At 58.4% G+C, this 17489-nt stretch carries 16 protein-coding genes; 11 read left to right on the top strand and 5 right to left on the bottom strand.

What is annotated here, in order from left to right:
• The first annotated feature begins 26 nt into the window (after nt 1–26).
• Nucleotides 27–632, top strand: a complete 606-nt coding sequence (locus tag J2X72_RS01225; protein WP_310067563.1) for a hypothetical protein — start codon at nt 27–29, stop codon at nt 630–632.
• Nucleotides 633–762: 130 nt separating this feature from the next.
• On the opposite strand, the gene pyk is transcribed toward J2X72_RS01225, so the two are convergent.
• From pyk to J2X72_RS01210, 3 genes are all read right to left on the bottom strand, one after another.
• On the bottom strand, nt 763–2199 hold the full coding sequence (pyk, locus tag J2X72_RS01220) for a pyruvate kinase (protein ID WP_114431201.1): 1437 nt from the start codon (nt 2197–2199) through the stop codon (nt 763–765).
• The gene (locus tag J2X72_RS01215) at nt 2196–2621 is read right to left on the bottom strand and encodes a DUF1036 domain-containing protein (protein ID WP_310069240.1); all 426 of its coding nucleotides are present in this window, start codon (nt 2619–2621) and stop codon (nt 2196–2198) included. The genes pyk and J2X72_RS01215 overlap by 4 nt, the downstream gene beginning before the upstream one ends.
• Nucleotides 2622–3067: 446 nt before the next feature.
• On the bottom strand, nt 3068–6127 hold the full coding sequence (locus J2X72_RS01210; RefSeq protein ID WP_310067559.1) for a TIM-barrel domain-containing protein: 3060 nt from the start codon (nt 6125–6127) through the stop codon (nt 3068–3070).
• A 333-nt stretch (nt 6128–6460) separates the two neighbouring features.
• Between J2X72_RS01210 and J2X72_RS01205 the strand changes: the two genes are divergently transcribed.
• Complete coding sequence (locus J2X72_RS01205) at nt 6461–6766, top strand: DUF1244 domain-containing protein (protein ID WP_209999190.1); 306 nt, start codon at nt 6461–6463, stop codon at nt 6764–6766.
• Between the two features lie 164 nt (nt 6767–6930).
• The gene (locus J2X72_RS01200; RefSeq protein ID WP_370637210.1) at nt 6931–7200 is read left to right on the top strand and encodes a DUF2312 domain-containing protein; all 270 of its coding nucleotides are present in this window, start codon (nt 6931–6933) and stop codon (nt 7198–7200) included.
• A 75-nt stretch (nt 7201–7275) separates the two neighbouring features.
• On the opposite strand, the gene J2X72_RS01195 is transcribed toward J2X72_RS01200, so the two are convergent.
• A complete protein-coding gene (locus J2X72_RS01195) occupies nt 7276–7656 on the bottom strand; it encodes a hypothetical protein (protein WP_310067556.1) in 381 nt (126 codons plus the stop codon).
• A 46-nt stretch (nt 7657–7702) separates the two neighbouring features.
• Between J2X72_RS01195 and J2X72_RS01190 the strand changes: the two genes are divergently transcribed.
• On the top strand, nt 7703–7870 hold the full coding sequence (locus tag J2X72_RS01190) for a hypothetical protein (RefSeq protein ID WP_310067554.1): 168 nt from the start codon (nt 7703–7705) through the stop codon (nt 7868–7870).
• Here J2X72_RS01190 and J2X72_RS01185 read toward each other — a convergent pair.
• Nucleotides 7865–8875 (bottom strand): substrate-binding domain-containing protein, encoded by a 1011-nt coding sequence (locus J2X72_RS01185; RefSeq protein ID WP_310069232.1) that lies wholly within the window; start codon nt 8873–8875, stop codon nt 7865–7867. The two genes, J2X72_RS01190 and J2X72_RS01185, sit on opposite strands and share 6 nt — an antisense overlap.
• Before the next feature lie 182 nt (nt 8876–9057).
• Here J2X72_RS01185 and J2X72_RS01180 point away from each other — a divergent pair, with 182 nt between their 5' ends.
• From J2X72_RS01180 to J2X72_RS01150, 7 genes are all read left to right on the top strand, one after another.
• Nucleotides 9058–10086, top strand: coding sequence for an ABC transporter substrate-binding protein (locus J2X72_RS01180; RefSeq protein WP_310067553.1), 1029 nt, complete (start codon nt 9058–9060; stop codon nt 10084–10086).
• 92 nt (nt 10087–10178) lie between these two features.
• Nucleotides 10179–12407, top strand: a complete 2229-nt coding sequence (locus J2X72_RS01175) for an iron ABC transporter permease (RefSeq protein WP_310067550.1) — start codon at nt 10179–10181, stop codon at nt 12405–12407.
• Complete coding sequence (locus J2X72_RS01170; protein WP_310067547.1) at nt 12404–13468, top strand: ABC transporter ATP-binding protein; 1065 nt, start codon at nt 12404–12406, stop codon at nt 13466–13468. Before J2X72_RS01175 ends, J2X72_RS01170 begins: the two co-directional genes overlap by 4 nt.
• 28 nt (nt 13469–13496) lie before the next feature.
• Nucleotides 13497–14297, top strand: a complete 801-nt coding sequence (locus J2X72_RS01165) for an inositol monophosphatase family protein (protein ID WP_209999197.1) — start codon at nt 13497–13499, stop codon at nt 14295–14297.
• Nucleotides 14298–14467: 170 nt separating this feature from the next.
• Complete coding sequence (gene ppk2 / locus J2X72_RS01160) at nt 14468–15388, top strand: polyphosphate kinase 2 (protein ID WP_209999198.1); 921 nt, start codon at nt 14468–14470, stop codon at nt 15386–15388.
• A 131-nt stretch (nt 15389–15519) separates the two neighbouring features.
• Nucleotides 15520–16407: an alpha/beta hydrolase gene (locus J2X72_RS01155; RefSeq protein ID WP_310067542.1), complete on the top strand. Its 888-nt coding sequence runs from the start codon at nt 15520–15522 to the stop codon at nt 16405–16407.
• Between the two features lie 71 nt (nt 16408–16478).
• Nucleotides 16479–17453, top strand: a complete 975-nt coding sequence (locus tag J2X72_RS01150; RefSeq protein ID WP_310067540.1) for a DMT family transporter — start codon at nt 16479–16481, stop codon at nt 17451–17453.
• The last annotated feature ends 36 nt before the right edge of the window (nt 17454–17489 follow it).

Below are 17489 nucleotides of genomic sequence, written 5' to 3'. Positions count from 1 at the left end.
CGCTGATACGGATTACCATTCGTGTCATGCGGAACGTTGTTGTATTTTCAGCTGTTTTTTTACTTGCCTTGCCGGCAATTGCCACCGCGCAGGACCCGCTGCCGCCGCCGCAACAGGCCGCCCTACCCAACCAGACATTGGCCGAGAAGCGGGCGGCAAGACTGGATGACCTGTTTGCCGCGCTCAAGCGCGAAAGCAACGAAGTCAAGGCGGCGCGCATTGCCTCACAGATACAGGCGCAATGGCAGAATTCCGGTAGTCCCACTATCGACCTGATGATGGGCTGGGCCGCTAAGGCCATGGAAGAAAAGAAATATTCGGTCGCACTGGATTTTTTGGATCAGGTCGTCGTGATGAAGCCCGACTATGCCGAGGGCTGGAACAGACGGGCGACTCTGAATTTTCTGGTGAACGATTACGGGCGTTCAATGGCGGACATCCAGAAGACACTGGCACTTGAACCACGGCATTTCGGGGCGATGGCCGGCATGGCGGCGATCCTCAAGGATACCGGCCGCAAGGAGGCCGCCTTACAGGCGTTCGAGCGCGTTCTGACGGTCTATCCGATGATGCGCGAGGCTCAGAAGCAGGCGGGTGAACTGGCCGACGAACTGACCGGCCAGCGCACGTAATGCACGCCACCACAACCAAATTTCCCGTATAGATAGAAAAACTTGCGCCAGAATCGGTGATTCTTGCGCAAGAATCGAGTTTTTGCGTTCCATTTTCCATTGGAACGCAATGGAACTCGTTAATAAGTTTCTAGATCCCTGTCAGCCCATCCGATCCGATATAGGCGATGCGCAACATGTTGGTCGAACCGGGCGTACGCAGCGGTACGCCAGCCGAAATGATGATGCGATCTCCCGGATTGCCGAACTCTTCCTGGTAGGCGATGTGACAGGCACGGTCGACCATGTCGTCGAGGTCGCTGGCATCTTCAGTTACAACGCAGTGCAACCCCCAGACGAGAGAGAGCTTGCGCGCCGTTTCGACAACCGGTGACAAGGCGATGATCGGCAAGAGCGGCCGCTCACGCGCCGCGCGTAGTCCGGTTGTACCGGAGGCGGTGTAGGTAACGATCGCCGAGAGGTTGAGCGTTTCCGCGATCTGGCGGGCTGCCAGCGAAATTGCATCGGCGCCCGTCGCGTTCGGCTCGGGACGCTGGGCGTGAATGATGCCCGGGTAGTTCGGATCGCGCTCGACCTCTTCGGCGATGCGCGCCATGGTCGATACAGCTTCAACCGGATAGGCGCCGGCGGCGGATTCGGCCGAGAGCATGACCGCATCGGCGCCTTCGAATACGGCTGTCGCTACGTCGGACACCTCGGCTCTCGTCGGGACCGCTGCCGTGATCATCGACTCAAGCATCTGCGTGGCGACGACGACGGGCTTGCCGGCTCTGCGGCAGGCACGGATGATCTGCTTCTGGATACCGGGAACCGTCTCCAGCGGCATTTCAACACCGAGATCGCCGCGGGCTACCATGAGCGCGTCAGAGAGCTCGATGATCTCCTCGAGGCGGGTGACGGCCTGCGGCTTCTCGATCTTCGACAGCAAGGCAACGCGGCCGCGCGAGATCTTGCGTACTTCGGCAAGATCCTCCGGCCGCTGGATAAACGACAGGGCAACCCAGTCGACTTCCTCCTGCAGAACGGCATCGAGGTCGCGCCGGTCCTTTTCGGTGAGGGCGCTCACGCCGAGCGTCGTATCGGGCAGGCTGACGCCCTTCTTGTCGGAAATCTTCGTTCCGGAAACGACACGGCAGCGAATGTGCTTGCCGTCGGAAGCTTCCGCCACCAGCGCGAGCTTGCCATCATCGATCAAAAGGCGATGACCTGGCTCAACAGCTTCGAGAATTTCCGGATGGGGCAGGAATACGCGGGTATTGTCGCCCGGCGTGTCATTGTCGTCGAGCGTGAAGGTCTGGCCTGCAACGAGATCCGCCTTGCCGTCCTTGAACTTGCCAACGCGCAGCTTCGGCCCCTGCAGGTCGGCGAGAATGCCGATCGGCCGCCCCAGTTCCTTTTCGACATTGCGCAGGCGGCGCACGAGCTCGCGCATCAGATCATGACTGGCATGGCTCATGTTGATGCGGAATACGTCCGCGCCGGCTTCGAACAACTTGCGGATCATGGCTTCGTCGGAGGAAGCGGGACCCAGTGTGGCTAGGATTTTGACCTTGCGGCGGCGTCTCATGGAGCGGGGGTATCCGTTACGATTGGAGAGGAGGGGGGATTTTCTTCCGTAAGCTGGACCATCCAGCTTGTCTGTTCGCCGGTGTCGTATTCCTGGAATCCAGCGCGCTGGAAGCCGCGCGCGAAACAGTCATTGATACCGGTGATCTTGAATTGGTTTTCGGCGACGCACATGTTCACCCTGCCATCCCAGCGCCCGCCGCTCTGGGCGTCTTCAGCGTAGAGATAATAATAGCGCGATGTCAGCGGTCCGACCACAAGTGTTGTGCACGAGGACGCATTGACGTGCCACCAGCCTTCGGTGACCCAGCCGGATTTCGCCCGGTAGCCGAGCGCAACGCCGACAAGGTTTTGCGTTGTGTTGCAGACGCGAAAATCGGCATGTGCCTTGTCGGGGGCCAAAAAACTGCCCGCTGCAAATATAAATAAAAAAGCTCCGAGGACATGTCCGTTTTTCTGCGAAATACGGAAACGCCCTTGCCTTTTGTCCTGACACAATCCCGGACGGAAAACCGGATTCCACTTTTCCTGGAATTGCTCTAGAAAGCTGCCCAATCGCGTCCGCTGATGCAGTTCAGCGTGGAATATAGACCACTTGCGCAATATTGCCTCCGTACATCGTGGTCACCCTTTTCGGTAGTTTCTCGTGCGTTGTCAACGCGCTAATCGTTTGAACGCAAAGTTCTTACGCGACTGCGACAAAAGAATGAACCTTGCCTCGATAGCGGGCGGTTTGGGCGAAAGACTAGGCAATTTCAATTTGAAACTGTTTATCGAATGGCGACGACGTTTTTCTCCGTAACCACGGGCAGGCACTGAACGGCTGCGGGCCGGAATACCAGCCCGCAGCCGTTTTAAGTTGTCGTGCCTTATTGAAGCGGAAGCACGACGGGCGCGATGGTCGCCGCCTCGTTCACCACCGCAGTCGTGCTCGTTCCCGCGATGGCCAGCTTCACCTTGGTCCAGCCCGGCTTGAAGGTTCCTTCCACGGCCCCGAAACTGACGGTTGCCTGTTTGCCGGATAGAGTGCAGGTGAAACCGCGCCGGTAGTAGACGCCCTTGCGGAAGGCAAAGCTCGATCCGTCATCGGTGTAGACGGATCCCTGGCATTTCTCGCCCGGATAAATATCGAGCTGCAAGGTATCCGCCTTGGCGACGTCGACCGTGCTTTGGACATTTGCTGCGATCGAATCCGGCAGGCGCGGGATGATCGAGCCGGCTCGGACGTAGACGGGCAGCACCTCCAGCGAGGACGTTGCGACCTTATAAGCCCAGGAGGAGGCCGTTCCGGATGCAGGTTCGGCCAGGGCCTTGCCGGTCCAGTAGTCGAACCACTTGCCAGGAGGCAACAGGACGTCATAGGGCGCGGTGATATTTTTGGCTTCGGTCAAGCCGCCGCGCATATCATCGCCAGCGCCAGCGGGAAACACCGCGCCCGGCTGCCCCACGATCAGGCTGTCGAAATTGACGTGTCCAGAATCGGTCACGGTTTGCACGATCTCAATCTTGTGGTCGCCTCCTGTCAACGACAGAGCGAAAGTTGCCGTTCCCCATTGATTCCAATTGGAGAGTTTAGGCATCGGAATCTGGCCGGCGGTCTTGCCATCAACCAATACGCTCATCGTCCGTGTGTCGCCCATGCCATTGGCGTATTTCACCTTGAGGTCGTAAGATTGAGCGGTAGTCGAACTGCCCGGTACGCCCGTCAGTGTGAAGCCTATCTGCGCTCCGGCCGTCTCGAGACCGGCAACGAATGCCCGGCCTGTATAGCCGGTGTGATCCGTTGCCGTTCTGGCACCTCCGGCGAAATCCGCCGACTCCGCTTCGGTCAGTTTGCCGAAAGCAAATGCTGCAGGTGCAGTTGTCACAAAGCCCTGTTCGATCGGCGATGGCGCGACCAGAAGATTTCCGCCGACCATGAACTGGGTTTCGGCGGCAATATCGAGCGGGGTGGTCGATCCGGGGGCATTGGCATCCGGGAATTCAAGGAACATGCGGCGCAGCATCGGCGTGCCGGTACGGGAGGTTTCCTCGGCCGCCGTATAAAGGTAGGGCATCAGCGTATAGCGGTTGCGAATGTATCGGGTGCGGGTCGCGATGTCTTCGTTCGTGCCGTTCTCCCAGGGCTCCTGCGGTGACTTGTCCTTTTCAAAATGCACACGGCTGATCGGATAGAATGAACCGATCTCCATCCAGCGCGTCAGCAAGGCAGGCGTTGGATCTCCCCGATTCTGGAATCCCCCGATGTCGGCTCCCGAATGAAAGCCCGACAGTCCGAGCCCAGTGATCTGGTTCGTAGCGACGCGCAGGTGTTGCCAGGTCGAGAGATTGTCGCCCGTCCACGTCACCCCATAGCGCTGGCCACCGGCATAGCTCGCCCGGGTCATTACAAACGGACGCTGCTCCGGCTTGAGCTTCAGCAGTCCCTCGAATGTGCCGCGATGGTTCTGCATGCCGAAGACGTTGTGGATCTCTTTGTGCGTCGCGTCGCGCGTTTTGAAGCCCGCTTCTTCAATCTTATGGATATTGTCGTCGGGCATAGTTAGGTTCCCGTTGAAAACGGATGGCTCGTCCATGTCGTTCCAAATGCCCGCGACGCCGTCAGTCTCGTAGAGTTCTTTGAACAAGGTTCCCCACCAATCACGTGCCGGCTTGCTGGTAAAATCCGGAAACACGCTCTGGGTCCTGTTCGCATGATGGGGCCAAACATTGTCGGCATATTCATCTTTTTTCTTATCTTTGTCCGCATCTTTGTTCGCGTGGACGAAGTAGTCGTGGTCGTGCCCATATGTGTAGGGGTAGTAGTTCCCCGATTTGTCCGCCGCGATATGCAGGTCCGTGATCGGAACGACCTTGAAGTTGATATCCGACAGTGTCTTGACGAAAGTGTCGAATGGCGCGAAAGAATCCGAGATCGTAAACGGATAATTGTTTTGCTGAAACTGGATATCGAGCCAGACGGCGTCGGCAGGGATCCTATTGTCGCGATATTTTTTAGCGATTGCGATGACCTGGTTAGAAGTATCATATGTTTTGTCGCCGCCCCAATGGCTTTGCTGCCAACCCAACGACCATAGTGCCGGAAGCGGCGTGGTTCCGGTCAGTTTCGCATAGTTCGACAGAATTTCCTTCGGGCTCGCACCGGCGATGACGTAATAGTCGATGCCGCCGCCAGCGGCGTTCACGTCGAGGGTGCCGGGTTTGGACTTGCCGAAATCGTAAGTCGAACGCCATGTGTTGTCGAGAAAGTATCCAGAGTAGGAATTGCCGTTTCGGCGAATGAAGAAAGGTAAGGTGCGATAGAGCGGGTCCTGTCCGAACCTAAAGCCAGGCGTGTCGGAATTCCAGAATATGTAGGATTTGCCGGATTTGTCGATTGAATCCGTTTTGTCGCCAAGGCCATAGAAATGGCTGTCCTTGGGGATAGCTCCTGAAAACACAAAGCTGCCATCCTTGTTGAACCGGGGCAGATCCGCATCCTGCCAGAGCACCGTGCCCGCAGCGTCAGCCACCGACAGCTTGTCCTCGCCGCTTGCGCTGATAGTCAGCGCCGCAGTCTTCAACGATTTTTCCGATCCGCCGGTGGCGCAGCCGAGCGGTTTGCGCGCGTCCTGAAGCACGGCCCAGGAAGCATCCTCGGGCAGGGCATCCTTGCCGATGCGGATGCGGACGATCTGCGGATCGACGGCGCTGACCTGGTAATGCAGCCCGGCCTTGGACACCCAGCCTTCGGCAGGAAGGCTTGACGTGCAGGCCTCCGCCTCCTGCGTCAGGCCGGATGTGTCCGTGGTCTTTTCGCCCGTGTTACCGGTGAAAGTACCGGTGTTTTCCGTCGGTGGCGCTTTCGCCTGATGGGGCTTGTCGTCCTTGCAACCTGCAAGTAGCGCACAGCCCACCGCTCCCAAGATGGTCGTCTTCCTTAAAATCATTGTTTCCTCCCGAAATTCCTTGATGAAATATGCTTTGACTAAAATCTGACCGGACCCTCCTTGAGGGGTTGACCCTCACCATCCTGACGGACTGGCACAGGCACCCGAACACGGGGGGGGCGGGGAGTACTAGATTTGATATAAATGGCGCGCGCAATTCGTCGAAAGACTAATGAACGGCCGCCCGTGGAGCGGATTGCGCCACGGCATCATAGCGGGGTTTGCCCCTGCGCCGATCCTTGAAACCCTCGATACCGATCCCGATATGCCTGTTGCGCGGCGATAGGCTCGCGCCGGACCGATCGAGAAACCTTCCGCTGAGGAGACCATGCAATGACCGATCTCACCGACGAACAGCGGACCGCGCTGGAGGCTGCGGCCTTCCGCAGACTGGTCGATCACTTGCGCGAGCGCAGCGATGTGCAGAATATCGACCTGATGAATCTGGCGGGGTTCTGCCGCAACTGCCTGTCGAACTGGTATCGCGAAGCGGCTGAAGCTTCGGGACTGGCATTGTCCAAGGAGGACTCGCGTGAAATCATCTATGGCGAACCCTATGCGGAATGGCAGGCCAAGCATCAGCGCGAGGCCAGCGATGCGCAGAAGGCTGCGTTCGAGACGAACAAGCCTGCGCATTGATCGCTCCTGACCCTACCCTCTAGTTTTACACAATTCCCGACGCAGAAACGGTTTCCGCCTTTTGGAATTGCTCAATTGTCTTGACTCACCATGCACTGGTCGGGCATCGGAACCGCTCGCGCGGCCGGTCTTGAGTCGCAGAATGAAAATTTACGGAGCGAGAGATGAGCATGGATGATTTGGCAGCGCAGGGCGGCGTCGAAGGTGTGGCTGCGGCAGAGCTTCGGCAGTTCATCGAACGCATCGAACGTCTCGAAGAAGAAAAGACGACGCTCCAGGACGACATCAAGGAAGTGATGGCCGAGGCCAAGGGCCGCGGTTACGACACCAAGATCATCCGTACGATTGTCCGTCTGCGCAAGAAGGACGCCAATGAGCGCAAGGAAGAAGAAGCGATCCTTGAATTGTATATGAACGCGCTCGGCATGGTGTGATTGCTGGTTTCACAGGGCTGTCTTCTCAAGTCTTGGGCATGGACCAAGATTTGCAATCTGCATGGGCTGCAGCGGTCATTCGACGTTGGAGTCCATGCAGCGATATGTGAATTTGTATTCTCCTTCGGGCTTTCCCGGGTTCCTGTCTTCCCTCGGGTTATGATAACAGGCGCCCCACCTGATCCCCGAACGCCCGGCAACACTCAAAAGCTGTAGTCCCCCTTTTGCGGCGATCACCGTGGCCGGATATAGTTGGTCACCTTGGTGCTGGACTACGCTGGCACAATTCAATGGTTCTTCGGATGCCTCTTCGAAGCAGATTTCAATGACCACTTCCCGGTCGCAATTGTTGACGAAAAGCCAACCTTTGTCGTTTTCAGTCCCGGTGACGCAGCTCTTGGCATCGTCGCTAAAAGAGGGCGTAACCTGGCCGGAAAACAGGATCAAGGCGATCACGGCAAGCGTCTTGCATTTCTTCAAAAGCCTCGTGTGATTCAAGCCGATGCGTCCCCGATTCGTCAAACTTGATTTTGAAGCAGCCTACGACGACTATGTCATCTTGACCACTGTCAAGCAGACACAAACTCTCGTCCATGAGCCGGGCGCGGCGCGCTTGATCCGCAACGCCATGGGCGGGGTGGCCGGTCGACGCAACCAAACGATTCTATAATTTGTTCCGGATGGTTTTTCTCCAGATCAGCGGTGCGTGCAGGTTGGCAGACCGCACAAGACCGGCGGTCGCATCGCCTTGGAGCCAGGCGACACTGCTCTTTACGATTTCATCCACCGGCTGCGAAAACGTCGTCAAATTATAGGACGTCCATGAGGACTGTTCGATATCGTCGAAGCCGACGATACAGAGATCTTCCGGAATGTGCAGCCCAAAGTCGTGCCGTGCACCGTCCATCAACCCGAATGCCATCAGATCGTTGACGCAGAAGACTGCGTCCGGCCGCACTGCACCGGTGAACAAGGTCTGCGCAATCTTGCGGCCGCTTTCGTAGATGGTGTTGCCGTGGCGTACGATCCTGACCTCAAGCCCGAATTCGGCCGCCGCTGCGATGAAGCCGCGTTCGCGCGCCATCAGACTTGGTGTTCCAACGTCGGAGTTGGCGAATGCGAGGCGCCGGCAGCCCGCACGCAGGAATGCGCTCACGGCCACGCGTGCCGCCTGACCATCGTCTAGATTGATGCGGAACGGCCCATCAATATCATCGTCGCGATTGATCAGCACGATGCGCTGGCCGCTGTTCAGGCACAGCCTGGTGATTGCCTTGTCCGGAAGCCCGGATAACAGGATGGACGCATCAGCACGGTAATGCAGGGTTTGCCGGAGTGCCGCATCCACACTGCCGTCGGAACGATCAGTGTTGATGAGCATGGCGATCTTGCCGGCCGTTTGCAATTCGTGGGTGAGAGCGCGTACCAGGCGGGCCCGGTAGGGCGTATCCATCTCGGATACGACCAGGCAGACGATGCCGCTTTCACTGCGCATCAGGCCGCGCGCAAGTTGGTTGACGTGATAGCCGAGCGCTTGCGCGGCCTCCATGACCCGCTGGCGCGTCTCCTCCGAAACACTCGCGCCTGGCGTAAACGTGCGCGATACAGCCGAGCGCGAAACGCCCGCCCGCTTTGCTACGTCGTCAGCGCTGACGAATGATTTGTTCAACGGCATGAATCCATGGTTGTTTACGATATCTTGCACGCGCTTGCGTGCTACTGCAACCACCAGATCGCTAATTTTATTGAAAGAACGCAATAGCCCGCTTGACATGAAGACATGACGTGTGAAACTTTTGCACACGCTTGCAAAAAAGTGTGCGGCATGGAGGTGCCGCTTTTTCAGGGAGGAAAATCATGCGTTCTGTATTCGCAATTGCCGCCGCTTTTGCTGTTGGTCTTCAGATGATGCCAACCGAGGTGCGCGCAGCGGACAATCTCAATCTGATCTGTTCGGCCGATGTCGTTATCTGTGAGTTGATGAAGGGCATGTTCGAGAAGGAGACCGGTATCCAGGTCAATATGGTTCGCCTATCGTCGGGCGAGACCTATGCCAAGATCCGCGCCGAAGCACGCAATCCGAAAACCGATATCTGGTGGGCGGGGACAGGTGATCCGCATTTGCAGGCCGCTTCCGAGGGGCTCACCCAGGAATACAAATCGCCACTGCTCGACCAGTTGCAGGATTGGGCGAAAAAGCAGGCCGAAAGCGCAGGATACAAGACCGTTGGCGTTTATGCGGGTGCGCTTGGATGGGGTTATAATACCGAGATCGTCAAGAAAAAGGGCCTCAAGGAGGCCAAGTGCTGGGCTGACCTCGTCGATCCATCCTTCAAGGGCGAAATCCAGATCGCCAACCCGAATTCGTCCGGCACCGCCTATACGGCGCTGGCTTCCCTGGTTCAGATCATGGGTGAAGACAAGGCATTCGACTACCTGAAACAGCTGAACGCGAATGTATCGCAATATACAAAATCGGGTTCCGCACCCGTGAAGGCCGCGGCCCGGGGTGAAACGGCGCTGGGCATCGTCTTCATGCATGACGCCGTCGCGCAGATTGCCGAAGGCTTCCCCGTCAAGGCGGTGGCGCCATGCGAAGGCACGGGTTACGAAATCGGCTCGATGTCAATCATCAAGGGCGCGCGCAATCTCGACGCGGCCAAGAAATGGTATGACTGGGCGCTTTCCGCCGAAGTGCAGTCGCATATGAAGGATGCAAAGTCCTTTCAGCTGCCATCGAACAAATCCGCCACCGTTCCGCCCGAAGCTCCGAAATTCGAGGACATCAAACTCATCGACTATGATTTCAAGACCTATGGCGATCCTGCCAAGCGCAAGGAACTGCTTGATCGCTGGGACAAGGAGATTGGTGCAAGCGCCAATTGAACTTGCCTTTGCCTGAAGCGATATGTCCGGACCGTTCCGGACATATCGGCAGCGCAAGCAACTTTCTATGATGAACGAAGGCGGGTGGCGTTATGGAACGTAGCGACCGGAGATTGAATATTGCTCTCGGGATCGGGCTCGCCGGGTTCATCCTCGTGCCGTGGTACCGGATTGAAAGCGGTTTTTTCAGCCTCGATTGGCTCGGCAATTTTCCGAACGGTTCCAGCGAAGCGCCTGCGCTTGTGCAGATATTCGCACACGGCCGCTGGACGCTTGCCGTCATCGCGCTGCTCTTCGCTGCGGGCCTGTGCGCGCGGGCTTTCAAAGTCTCGTCGCTTCGTTCAAATCTGCTGATCGCTGCCGGTGCCGCTGGAATTGTTTTCCTTGTGCTGCAAGGGCTCGCTGTCGGGTTTGCCGGCTGGACGTGGACGATAACGGAAGCGCTGTTCGGACCGCTTGCCGATGGCCAGCCTTCGATGGGTGCAGGTGCCGGGCTCGTGGCGCTTTCTTTCGTCCTTATGTTTTCCTTCGGACTTGCCGAGCGTGGTGTGCTCCGGGGCGATGCCTTCGTGGTCGCTTCAATCGCGCTGCTCGTCTTTCTTGTCGGTATCTTTGTGTTCTACCCCGTGGGCAGCATGTTCATCGGTGCTTTCCAGAGCTTTGACGGCTCCTTCGATCCCTCCGGATTTGTCCGCAATATTCAGGATCCGTCTATCTGGAGCCTGGATTGTCTTGTTGGGGGTAATCGCTGTGGCGTTGCCTGGCGCACGCTGATGCTGGCTATCCTGTCGGCGTTCGGGTCCACATTGCTCGGACTCTGCTTCGCGCTGGTAGCCACCCGCACCCGCTTTCCTTTCAAGAAGGGACTGCGGCTGCTGACGATCCTGCCGATCATCACGCCTCCCTTCGTCATTGGCCTCGCACTCATTCTTCTTTTCGGCCGCGCCGGTGTGGTGACCCATCAGCTTTCCAACCTCTTCGGGATTGAGCCGGGCCGTTGGCTCTATGGCCTGACCGGCATCTGGATCGCACAGGTCCTGTCGTTCACGCCCATCTCGTTTCTGGTGCTCATCGGCGTCGTCGAGGGTGTCAGCCCCTCGATGGAGGAAGCGTCGCAAACCCTGCGGGCGGATCGCTGGCGTACGTTCTGGAAAGTCTCGCTGCCTTTGATGAAGCCCGGTCTCGCCAATGCCTTTCTGATCGGCTTCATCGAGAGCATGGCGGACTTCGGTAACCCGCTGGTGCTCGGCGGCAGCCATGGGGTGCTCTCGACAGAAATCTTCTTTGCCGTTGTCGGCTCGCAGAACGATCCTTCGCGTGCCGCGGTACTTGCGATCATCCTTTTGTTCTTCACGCTCTCTGCCTTCCTTGCGCAGCGACTATGGTTGGCCGGCAAAAGCTTCGCGACCGTAACCGGCAAGGGCGATTCCGGTGCGCATATTGCCTTGCCGCGATCGCTGTCCATTGGCGTCCATGCCATCGTCATTCCCTGGATACTGTTCACGCTGGTCATCTACGGCATGATCCTGTTCGGCGGCTTCGTCCGCACATGGGGTCTGGACAACACCCTGACCTTCGAGCACTACCAGCGCGCTTTCTCCTTCAGCTTTGAGAACGGCGCTATCGCCTGGACCGGCGTTGCCTGGAACTCCTTCTGGACAACGATAAAGATCGCGTTGATTTCGGCCCCGCTGACAGCGGCGGTCGGGTTGCTGACGGCTTACCTGATCGTCAGGCAGCGGTTCATCGGACGAAATGTATTCGAGTTCGCCCTGATGATGAGTTTTGCCATACCGGGCACTGTCATCGGTATCAGCTACATCATGGCATTCAATCTCCCGCCGCTTGAAATGACTGGCACGGCGCTGATCCTCATAGCCTGCTTTGTCTTCCGCAACATGCCGGTTGGCGTGCGCGGCGGCGTGGCGGCGATGAGCCAGCTCGACAAGAGTCTGGACGAGGCATCGCTGACCTTGCGGGCAACGAGCTTCCGCACCATTCGCAAGGTCATCCTGCCCTTGCTTCGTCCGGCGATCGTTGCCGCGCTGGTCTATTCGTTCGTCCGCGCCATCACATCGATCAGCGCTGTCATATTCCTTGTCAGCGCCGAGTATAACATGGCGACTTCCTACATTGTCGGGCTCGTCGAGAACGGCGAATACGGCGTCGCCGTCGCGTACTCATCAATGCTCATCGTTGTCATGATCGTCATCATTACCTGTTTCCAGCTGCTGGTGGGTGAACGGAGATTGCGCCGCGAGAATCGCGTTGCAACGGCCTTTATTCCGTCGGCCGCACCACAAGAGAAGGCCGCCTCATGACCACCGCACAACACACCGGCTCTGTTGTTTTCACCAATGTCAAAAAGCAGTTTGGCACGTTTACGGCGATCCACGATCTGTCTCTGGACATCGAACCTGGCACACTTGTAACCCTGCTGGGACCATCAGGATGTGGCAAGACGACGACCCTGCGCATGCTCGCCGGGCTTGAGCATCCAACAGCAGGACGCATTCTCATCGGCGGCAAGGACGTCACCATGCTTCCCGCCAACGAACGCGATGTCTCAATGGTGTTCCAGTCCTACGCACTGTTCCCGCATATGTCGGTGCTGGAGAACGTCGCTTATGGACTTGAATCATCGAAGATGAAAAAGAATGAAGCGCGGGAACGGGCGGAAGAGGGCCTGAAGCAGGTCGGTCTTGCCGGATACGGCCAGAGGTTGCCTGCTGAACTGTCCGGCGGGCAGCAGCAGCGGGTTGCCGTTGCGAGGGCTCTGGTGCTCGAGCCGCAGGTGCTCTTGCTGGATGAACCGCTTTCCAATCTCGATGCGCGCCTGCGGCGCCGCGTGCGCACGGAAATCCGTGAACTACAGCAGCGTCTGGGGTTTACCGCGGTCTATGTCACCCATGACCAGGAAGAGGCGCTTGCGGTGTCGGACAGGATCATTGTCATGCAGGACGGCGCCGTTGCTCAGCAGGGTTCGCCACGCGAGCTCTACGAAGCTCCCGCATCGTCATTCATCGCCGACTTCATCGGCGAGGCGAACGTCCTGCCCTGCGAGGTCCTGCGTAGCGATGGGGGGCAGGCGATCATTCGAGTCGGCAAGCTGGAACATTCCGTGCCAGGCCGGAGTGCCCGCCCGGGACCGGCAAGGATCGCCGTCAGACCCAATGCGATCACGCTCGAGGCGGCAGAGAGCGGGGCGTTTCCCGGTAGCATCAGGCATGCCGCCTATCTCGGCGATCATGTGGAATACGAAGTCGAAACCGAGGCAGGCACCCTCTTCGTCGTGGATCCGGCCGTCGACCGAAGCCTGGCACCGGCGACCAATGTCAGCATCGGCTTTCACCATCGCGGCATTGCCATCATCAACAATTGAAATCTGCATTCATAACTAAGGAAAGAACATGACATCCGATGTCACCGTGGATCTTCAGGATCGATTTGCCCTGGCTCGGGAGATGGCGATTGAAGCCGGGGCCGTGGCTCTTGCGCATTTCAACGCGCGCGAAAGGCTGATTATTGAAACCAAGGCGGATCCACATGACGTCGTCTCCATCGCCGACCGCGAAGTTGAAGATCTTATCCGGACCCGGATTGCAGCAGCTTTTCCGGCCGATGCGATCCTTGGCGAGGAGTACGGTGTCAGCTCGGGCACATCCGACTATACCTGGGTCGTCGATCCGATCGACGGTACGAGCCCATTCGTCAATGGCATGCCAACGTGGTGCATTTCAATTGCTGCCATGTATGGGGAGGAAATAGCCATCGGTGTTATTTACGTGCCGTGCAATGACGAGCTCTACGCTTCCGCCGCAGGGATGGGGGCGACGTTGAACGGTAAAACCCTCAAACTCGATGGAAGTCGAACAATCCGTAACGCCGTGACTGGCATCGGCGCCAACAATCACGTGACGCCAGGGGTTGTCGCATCGATTGTCGAAAAACTGCTTGGCGCGGGGGGCAACTTCATTCGCAACGGCTCGGGTGCTTTGATGCTCGCCTATGTCGCCGCGGGTCGCCTTGTCGGCTATTACGAGCCTTATATGCATGCCTGGGACTGTATGGCGGGCTATTGTCTCGTCAAGGAAGCCGGTGGGTGGCATCTTCCATTTCCGGTCAAGGGCGATGGTTTGACAAAAGGTTCCCCGGTGCTTGCAGCCGCCGCAGGTGCCGTTGACGATCTACGGACAATCGCGGGGCTTTAGAGCATCGTTCATCCGGCATCAGGGTGCCAATCGCCGGTTCGCGCTTGATCATGAGCCTGCGTAAAAACGCAACTTCAAATTTGCTTCATGGAGTTATGGCATAAGTGCCCGCAGAGTTGCATGATACGTGCCGTGGCGGCGCGGCTCGAACGACTATCAGAGGGGACGAAATGAACGATCCAAAGCATGAGGCGGCAAACCAGGATTGGCTGGAGGCCGAACTCGCCGATACGCTCGATGAGGATTATGAACTCGAACTTTCCGAGCCGGCACTGTCCGAAGAGATACGCAAAATCTACCGCAAGACTCATCCACCAACCATCCCGCGTATGGAGTATTTTCGCGCCCTGCTTGCGCTTCAGGCCGAGTTGATCAAACTGCAGGACTGGGTCGCCTATTACAAAGAGAAGGTCGTCGTCATCTTCGAGGGGCGCGATTCTGCAGGCAAAGGGGGTGTCATCAAGCGCATTACCCAGCGGCTCAATCCGCGCACTGCGCGCGTTGTAGCGCTGCCAGCTCCTTCGGATCGCGAAAAATCCCAATGGTACTTCCAGCGCTACGTGCCGCATTTGCCCGCCGGCGGCGAAATCGTACTGTTCGATCGATCCTGGTACAATCGTTCCGGTGTCGAACGCGTGATGGGATTCGCCAATGAAGACCAGGTGCAGCAATTCTTCCACGATGTGCCGGAATTCGAACGCATGCTTGTCCGATCCGGCATCAAGGTTATCAAGTACTGGTTCTCCATAACTGACGAGGAGCAACAGTTGCGCTTCCTCATGCGCATTCATGACCCGCTGAAGCAGTGGAAACTGTCTCCCATGGATCTGCAATCGCGCGTGCGCTGGGAAAGTTACACCAAAGCCAAGGAAGAAACCTTCGCCCGCACCAACATACCCGAAGCGCCCTGGTATATCGTTGAAGGCAATGACAAGAAGCGTGCCCGTCTCAACTGCATTGCACACCTTCTTTCACAGGTTCCCTACGAGCATGTGCCGCACGAGGATATCACCTTGCCTGATCGCGTGTTCAACCCCGACTACGAGCGCAAGGTGTTGCCGCCCGAACTCTACGTTCCGTCAAAATACTAGGTTGTGAACTCATGAATCTGATGGAATCCCGGCTGCGCGCTGGTCTGTGATATCGTCTCCACTGCCTTCCGGGTGCGATCACCGGGAGGGCGATCGTTTTGATCATCTTGAAACGCTGGGGGATAGCCACAATGGATGAACACGAGATCGATGCGGTCAGGGCCCTGTTGCAATCCCATCCGCGGCCCGCGAGCCTTGCCGAGCGTCGCCAGCGCCTCGATCTCGTAGCGGCCGACGATCCAATCGCGCCCGATATACAGTTTAAGCGTCAGATGATCGGCACGCTTGAGGCCGAATGGTCGCTGGCGCCGGGAAGCGACACCACCAGGACGCTGCTGTTTTTCCACGGCGGCGGCTACTGCTCAGGATCGATCCAGAGTCATCGCGGGATGGTCGCCGAGACCGGTCGCGCCGCGGGTGTACGCACGCTTGCGCCCGGTTACAGGCTCGCGCCCGAGACTCCGTTTCCAGCTGCGCTGGACGATGCGCTTGCCGCGTTCGAATTCCTGATCGCACAAGGCGTTCCCGCGGCGTCGATTGCAATCGGCGGCGACAGTGCCGGCGGCGGGCTGACGCTGGCGACCATGATACGTCTGCGCGACGTTGGCAGACCGCTGCCCGGCTGCGCATGGTTGGTATCGCCCTGGGTCGATCTCGAAATGACCGGTGCGAGTATGGACGAGAAGGCTGCGGTCGATCCGCTTATTCACCGGGACTATCTCGAAGAGCTCGCCGGCGCATATCTTAACGGGACCAGCGCTCGCGAGCCGCTCGTTTCGCCGCTCCATGCGGATCTTGCGGGGCTTCCGCCGGTCCTCATCCAGGTTGGTTCGGCCGAGACACTGCTCGACGATGCAGCCCGAATCGCCCGTCGGCTTGGCGCTGCCGACGTGGCGACGAACCTCGAAATCTGGCCGCACATGATCCACGCCTGGCCCCTTTGGGCGGCACGGCTGACTTCGGGGCGCGAGGCGATCGCCTCGGCGGGCGCGTTCATAACCAGACACCTTGCGACTTAAGCGGCGAAACCGCCGGTCGGGGTCGCGCCCGCCACCTGTGCAGCTCCAAGAAATTATGGCATAGATGAGCCATGGCGATAAGTCTCTTGGCGGTCCACAACAGCGGCGGCGAGACGGAGCAGGCAGCGGGCAATTCGCTGGCCGTCGGCTACACCGTGGCCGTACTGTGCTGGCTGCTGTCCGCCGGTGTCTATATTTCGGCAAAATGGGTCTCTCCCGAAATGCCGCCATGGGCGTTGTGCTTCTGGCGCGTCCTCATTGCGTGGGCGATCCTGCTCCCGATCGTGCGCGGGCATTTCGGCGCCATGGCTGCGCTCGTGCGGGCGCGCCCGCTGGAGCTGCTTCTCGTCGGCGGGATCGGGCTCGCGATCTGTCAGGGCATGGTCTTTATGGGGCTCGAGAAAGCCGACGCCACCACGGCCGGCATCATCATGGCCCTGATCCCGATCATCACGATGATCCTCGCCCGTTTGATTCTGGGTGAGCCGATGGGGAGATGGCAGGCGATCGGATCGATCGTCGCCTTCGTCGGGATCGTGGTCATCATCGTCAAAGGCAGCCCCGCGGCGCTGATGCGTCTCGACGTCAATCCCGGTGAATTGTGGCTCGTCGCCGGTGCCTTCTGCTTCGGCCTCTATGCCGTTCTGCTCCGCCGCGCGAAATTCGATCAAGAGCGTCTTCCGCTTCTGGTGCTTTTACTCGGGGCTGCGGCGCTGACAGCGCTCCCCTTCTATCTTTGGGAACTTGCTTCCGATGAACGCTCGGCCCTCGACAGCAACGGGCTTCTAGCCCTGGCCTATGTGGCAGTCCCCGGCGGTGCGCTGATGTATTACCTCTTCAACTGGAGTGTCGAAGCGTTGGGGGCAGGCCGGGCGGGCGTGCTTCTCTACATCCAGACGATATTCGTCGCCATCCTCGCCTATTTTATCCTTGGCGAGCGCCTGCAGACCTATCATCTCGAAGGGGCAGCACTCATAGTGGTCGGCGTGCTTTTTGTCATCCTGCTCAAGCCCCGGACCAAGCCTGCGGCGACCAAATCCCTCTAAGTTGAACTGATTGTGAAGGGGCTCAATCCATTTGGC

Source organism: Phyllobacterium sp. 1468 (assembly GCF_031455525.1).
Classification (GTDB): domain Bacteria; phylum Pseudomonadota; class Alphaproteobacteria; order Rhizobiales; family Rhizobiaceae; genus Phyllobacterium.
The sequence above is the reverse complement of the archived record's forward strand: the minus strand, read 5'-3'. Positions and strand labels throughout refer to the sequence as shown.

Coding starts and splice junctions, on each gene's coding strand:
- J2X72_RS01225 (WP_310067563.1), top strand. CDS start 27: ATGCGGAACGTTGTTGTATTTTCAGCTGTTTTTTTACTTGCCTTGCCG.
- pyk (WP_114431201.1), bottom strand. CDS start 2,199: ATGAGACGCCGCCGCAAGGTCAAAATCCTAGCCACACTGGGTCCCGCT.
- J2X72_RS01210 (WP_310067559.1), bottom strand. CDS start 6,127: ATGATTTTAAGGAAGACGACCATCTTGGGAGCGGTGGGCTGTGCGCTA.
- J2X72_RS01205 (WP_209999190.1), top strand. CDS start 6,461: ATGACCGATCTCACCGACGAACAGCGGACCGCGCTGGAGGCTGCGGCC.
- J2X72_RS01200 (WP_370637210.1), top strand. CDS start 6,931: ATGAGCATGGATGATTTGGCAGCGCAGGGCGGCGTCGAAGGTGTGGCT.
- J2X72_RS01190 (WP_310067554.1), top strand. CDS start 7,703: ATGCGTCCCCGATTCGTCAAACTTGATTTTGAAGCAGCCTACGACGAC.
- J2X72_RS01185 (WP_310069232.1), bottom strand. CDS start 8,875: ATGCCGTTGAACAAATCATTCGTCAGCGCTGACGACGTAGCAAAGCGG.
- J2X72_RS01180 (WP_310067553.1), top strand. CDS start 9,058: ATGCGTTCTGTATTCGCAATTGCCGCCGCTTTTGCTGTTGGTCTTCAG.
- J2X72_RS01175 (WP_310067550.1), top strand. CDS start 10,179: ATGGAACGTAGCGACCGGAGATTGAATATTGCTCTCGGGATCGGGCTC.
- J2X72_RS01170 (WP_310067547.1), top strand. CDS start 12,404: ATGACCACCGCACAACACACCGGCTCTGTTGTTTTCACCAATGTCAAA.
- J2X72_RS01165 (WP_209999197.1), top strand. CDS start 13,497: ATGACATCCGATGTCACCGTGGATCTTCAGGATCGATTTGCCCTGGCT.
- ppk2 (WP_209999198.1), top strand. CDS start 14,468: ATGAACGATCCAAAGCATGAGGCGGCAAACCAGGATTGGCTGGAGGCC.
- J2X72_RS01155 (WP_310067542.1), top strand. CDS start 15,520: ATGGATGAACACGAGATCGATGCGGTCAGGGCCCTGTTGCAATCCCAT.
- J2X72_RS01150 (WP_310067540.1), top strand. CDS start 16,479: ATGGCGATAAGTCTCTTGGCGGTCCACAACAGCGGCGGCGAGACGGAG.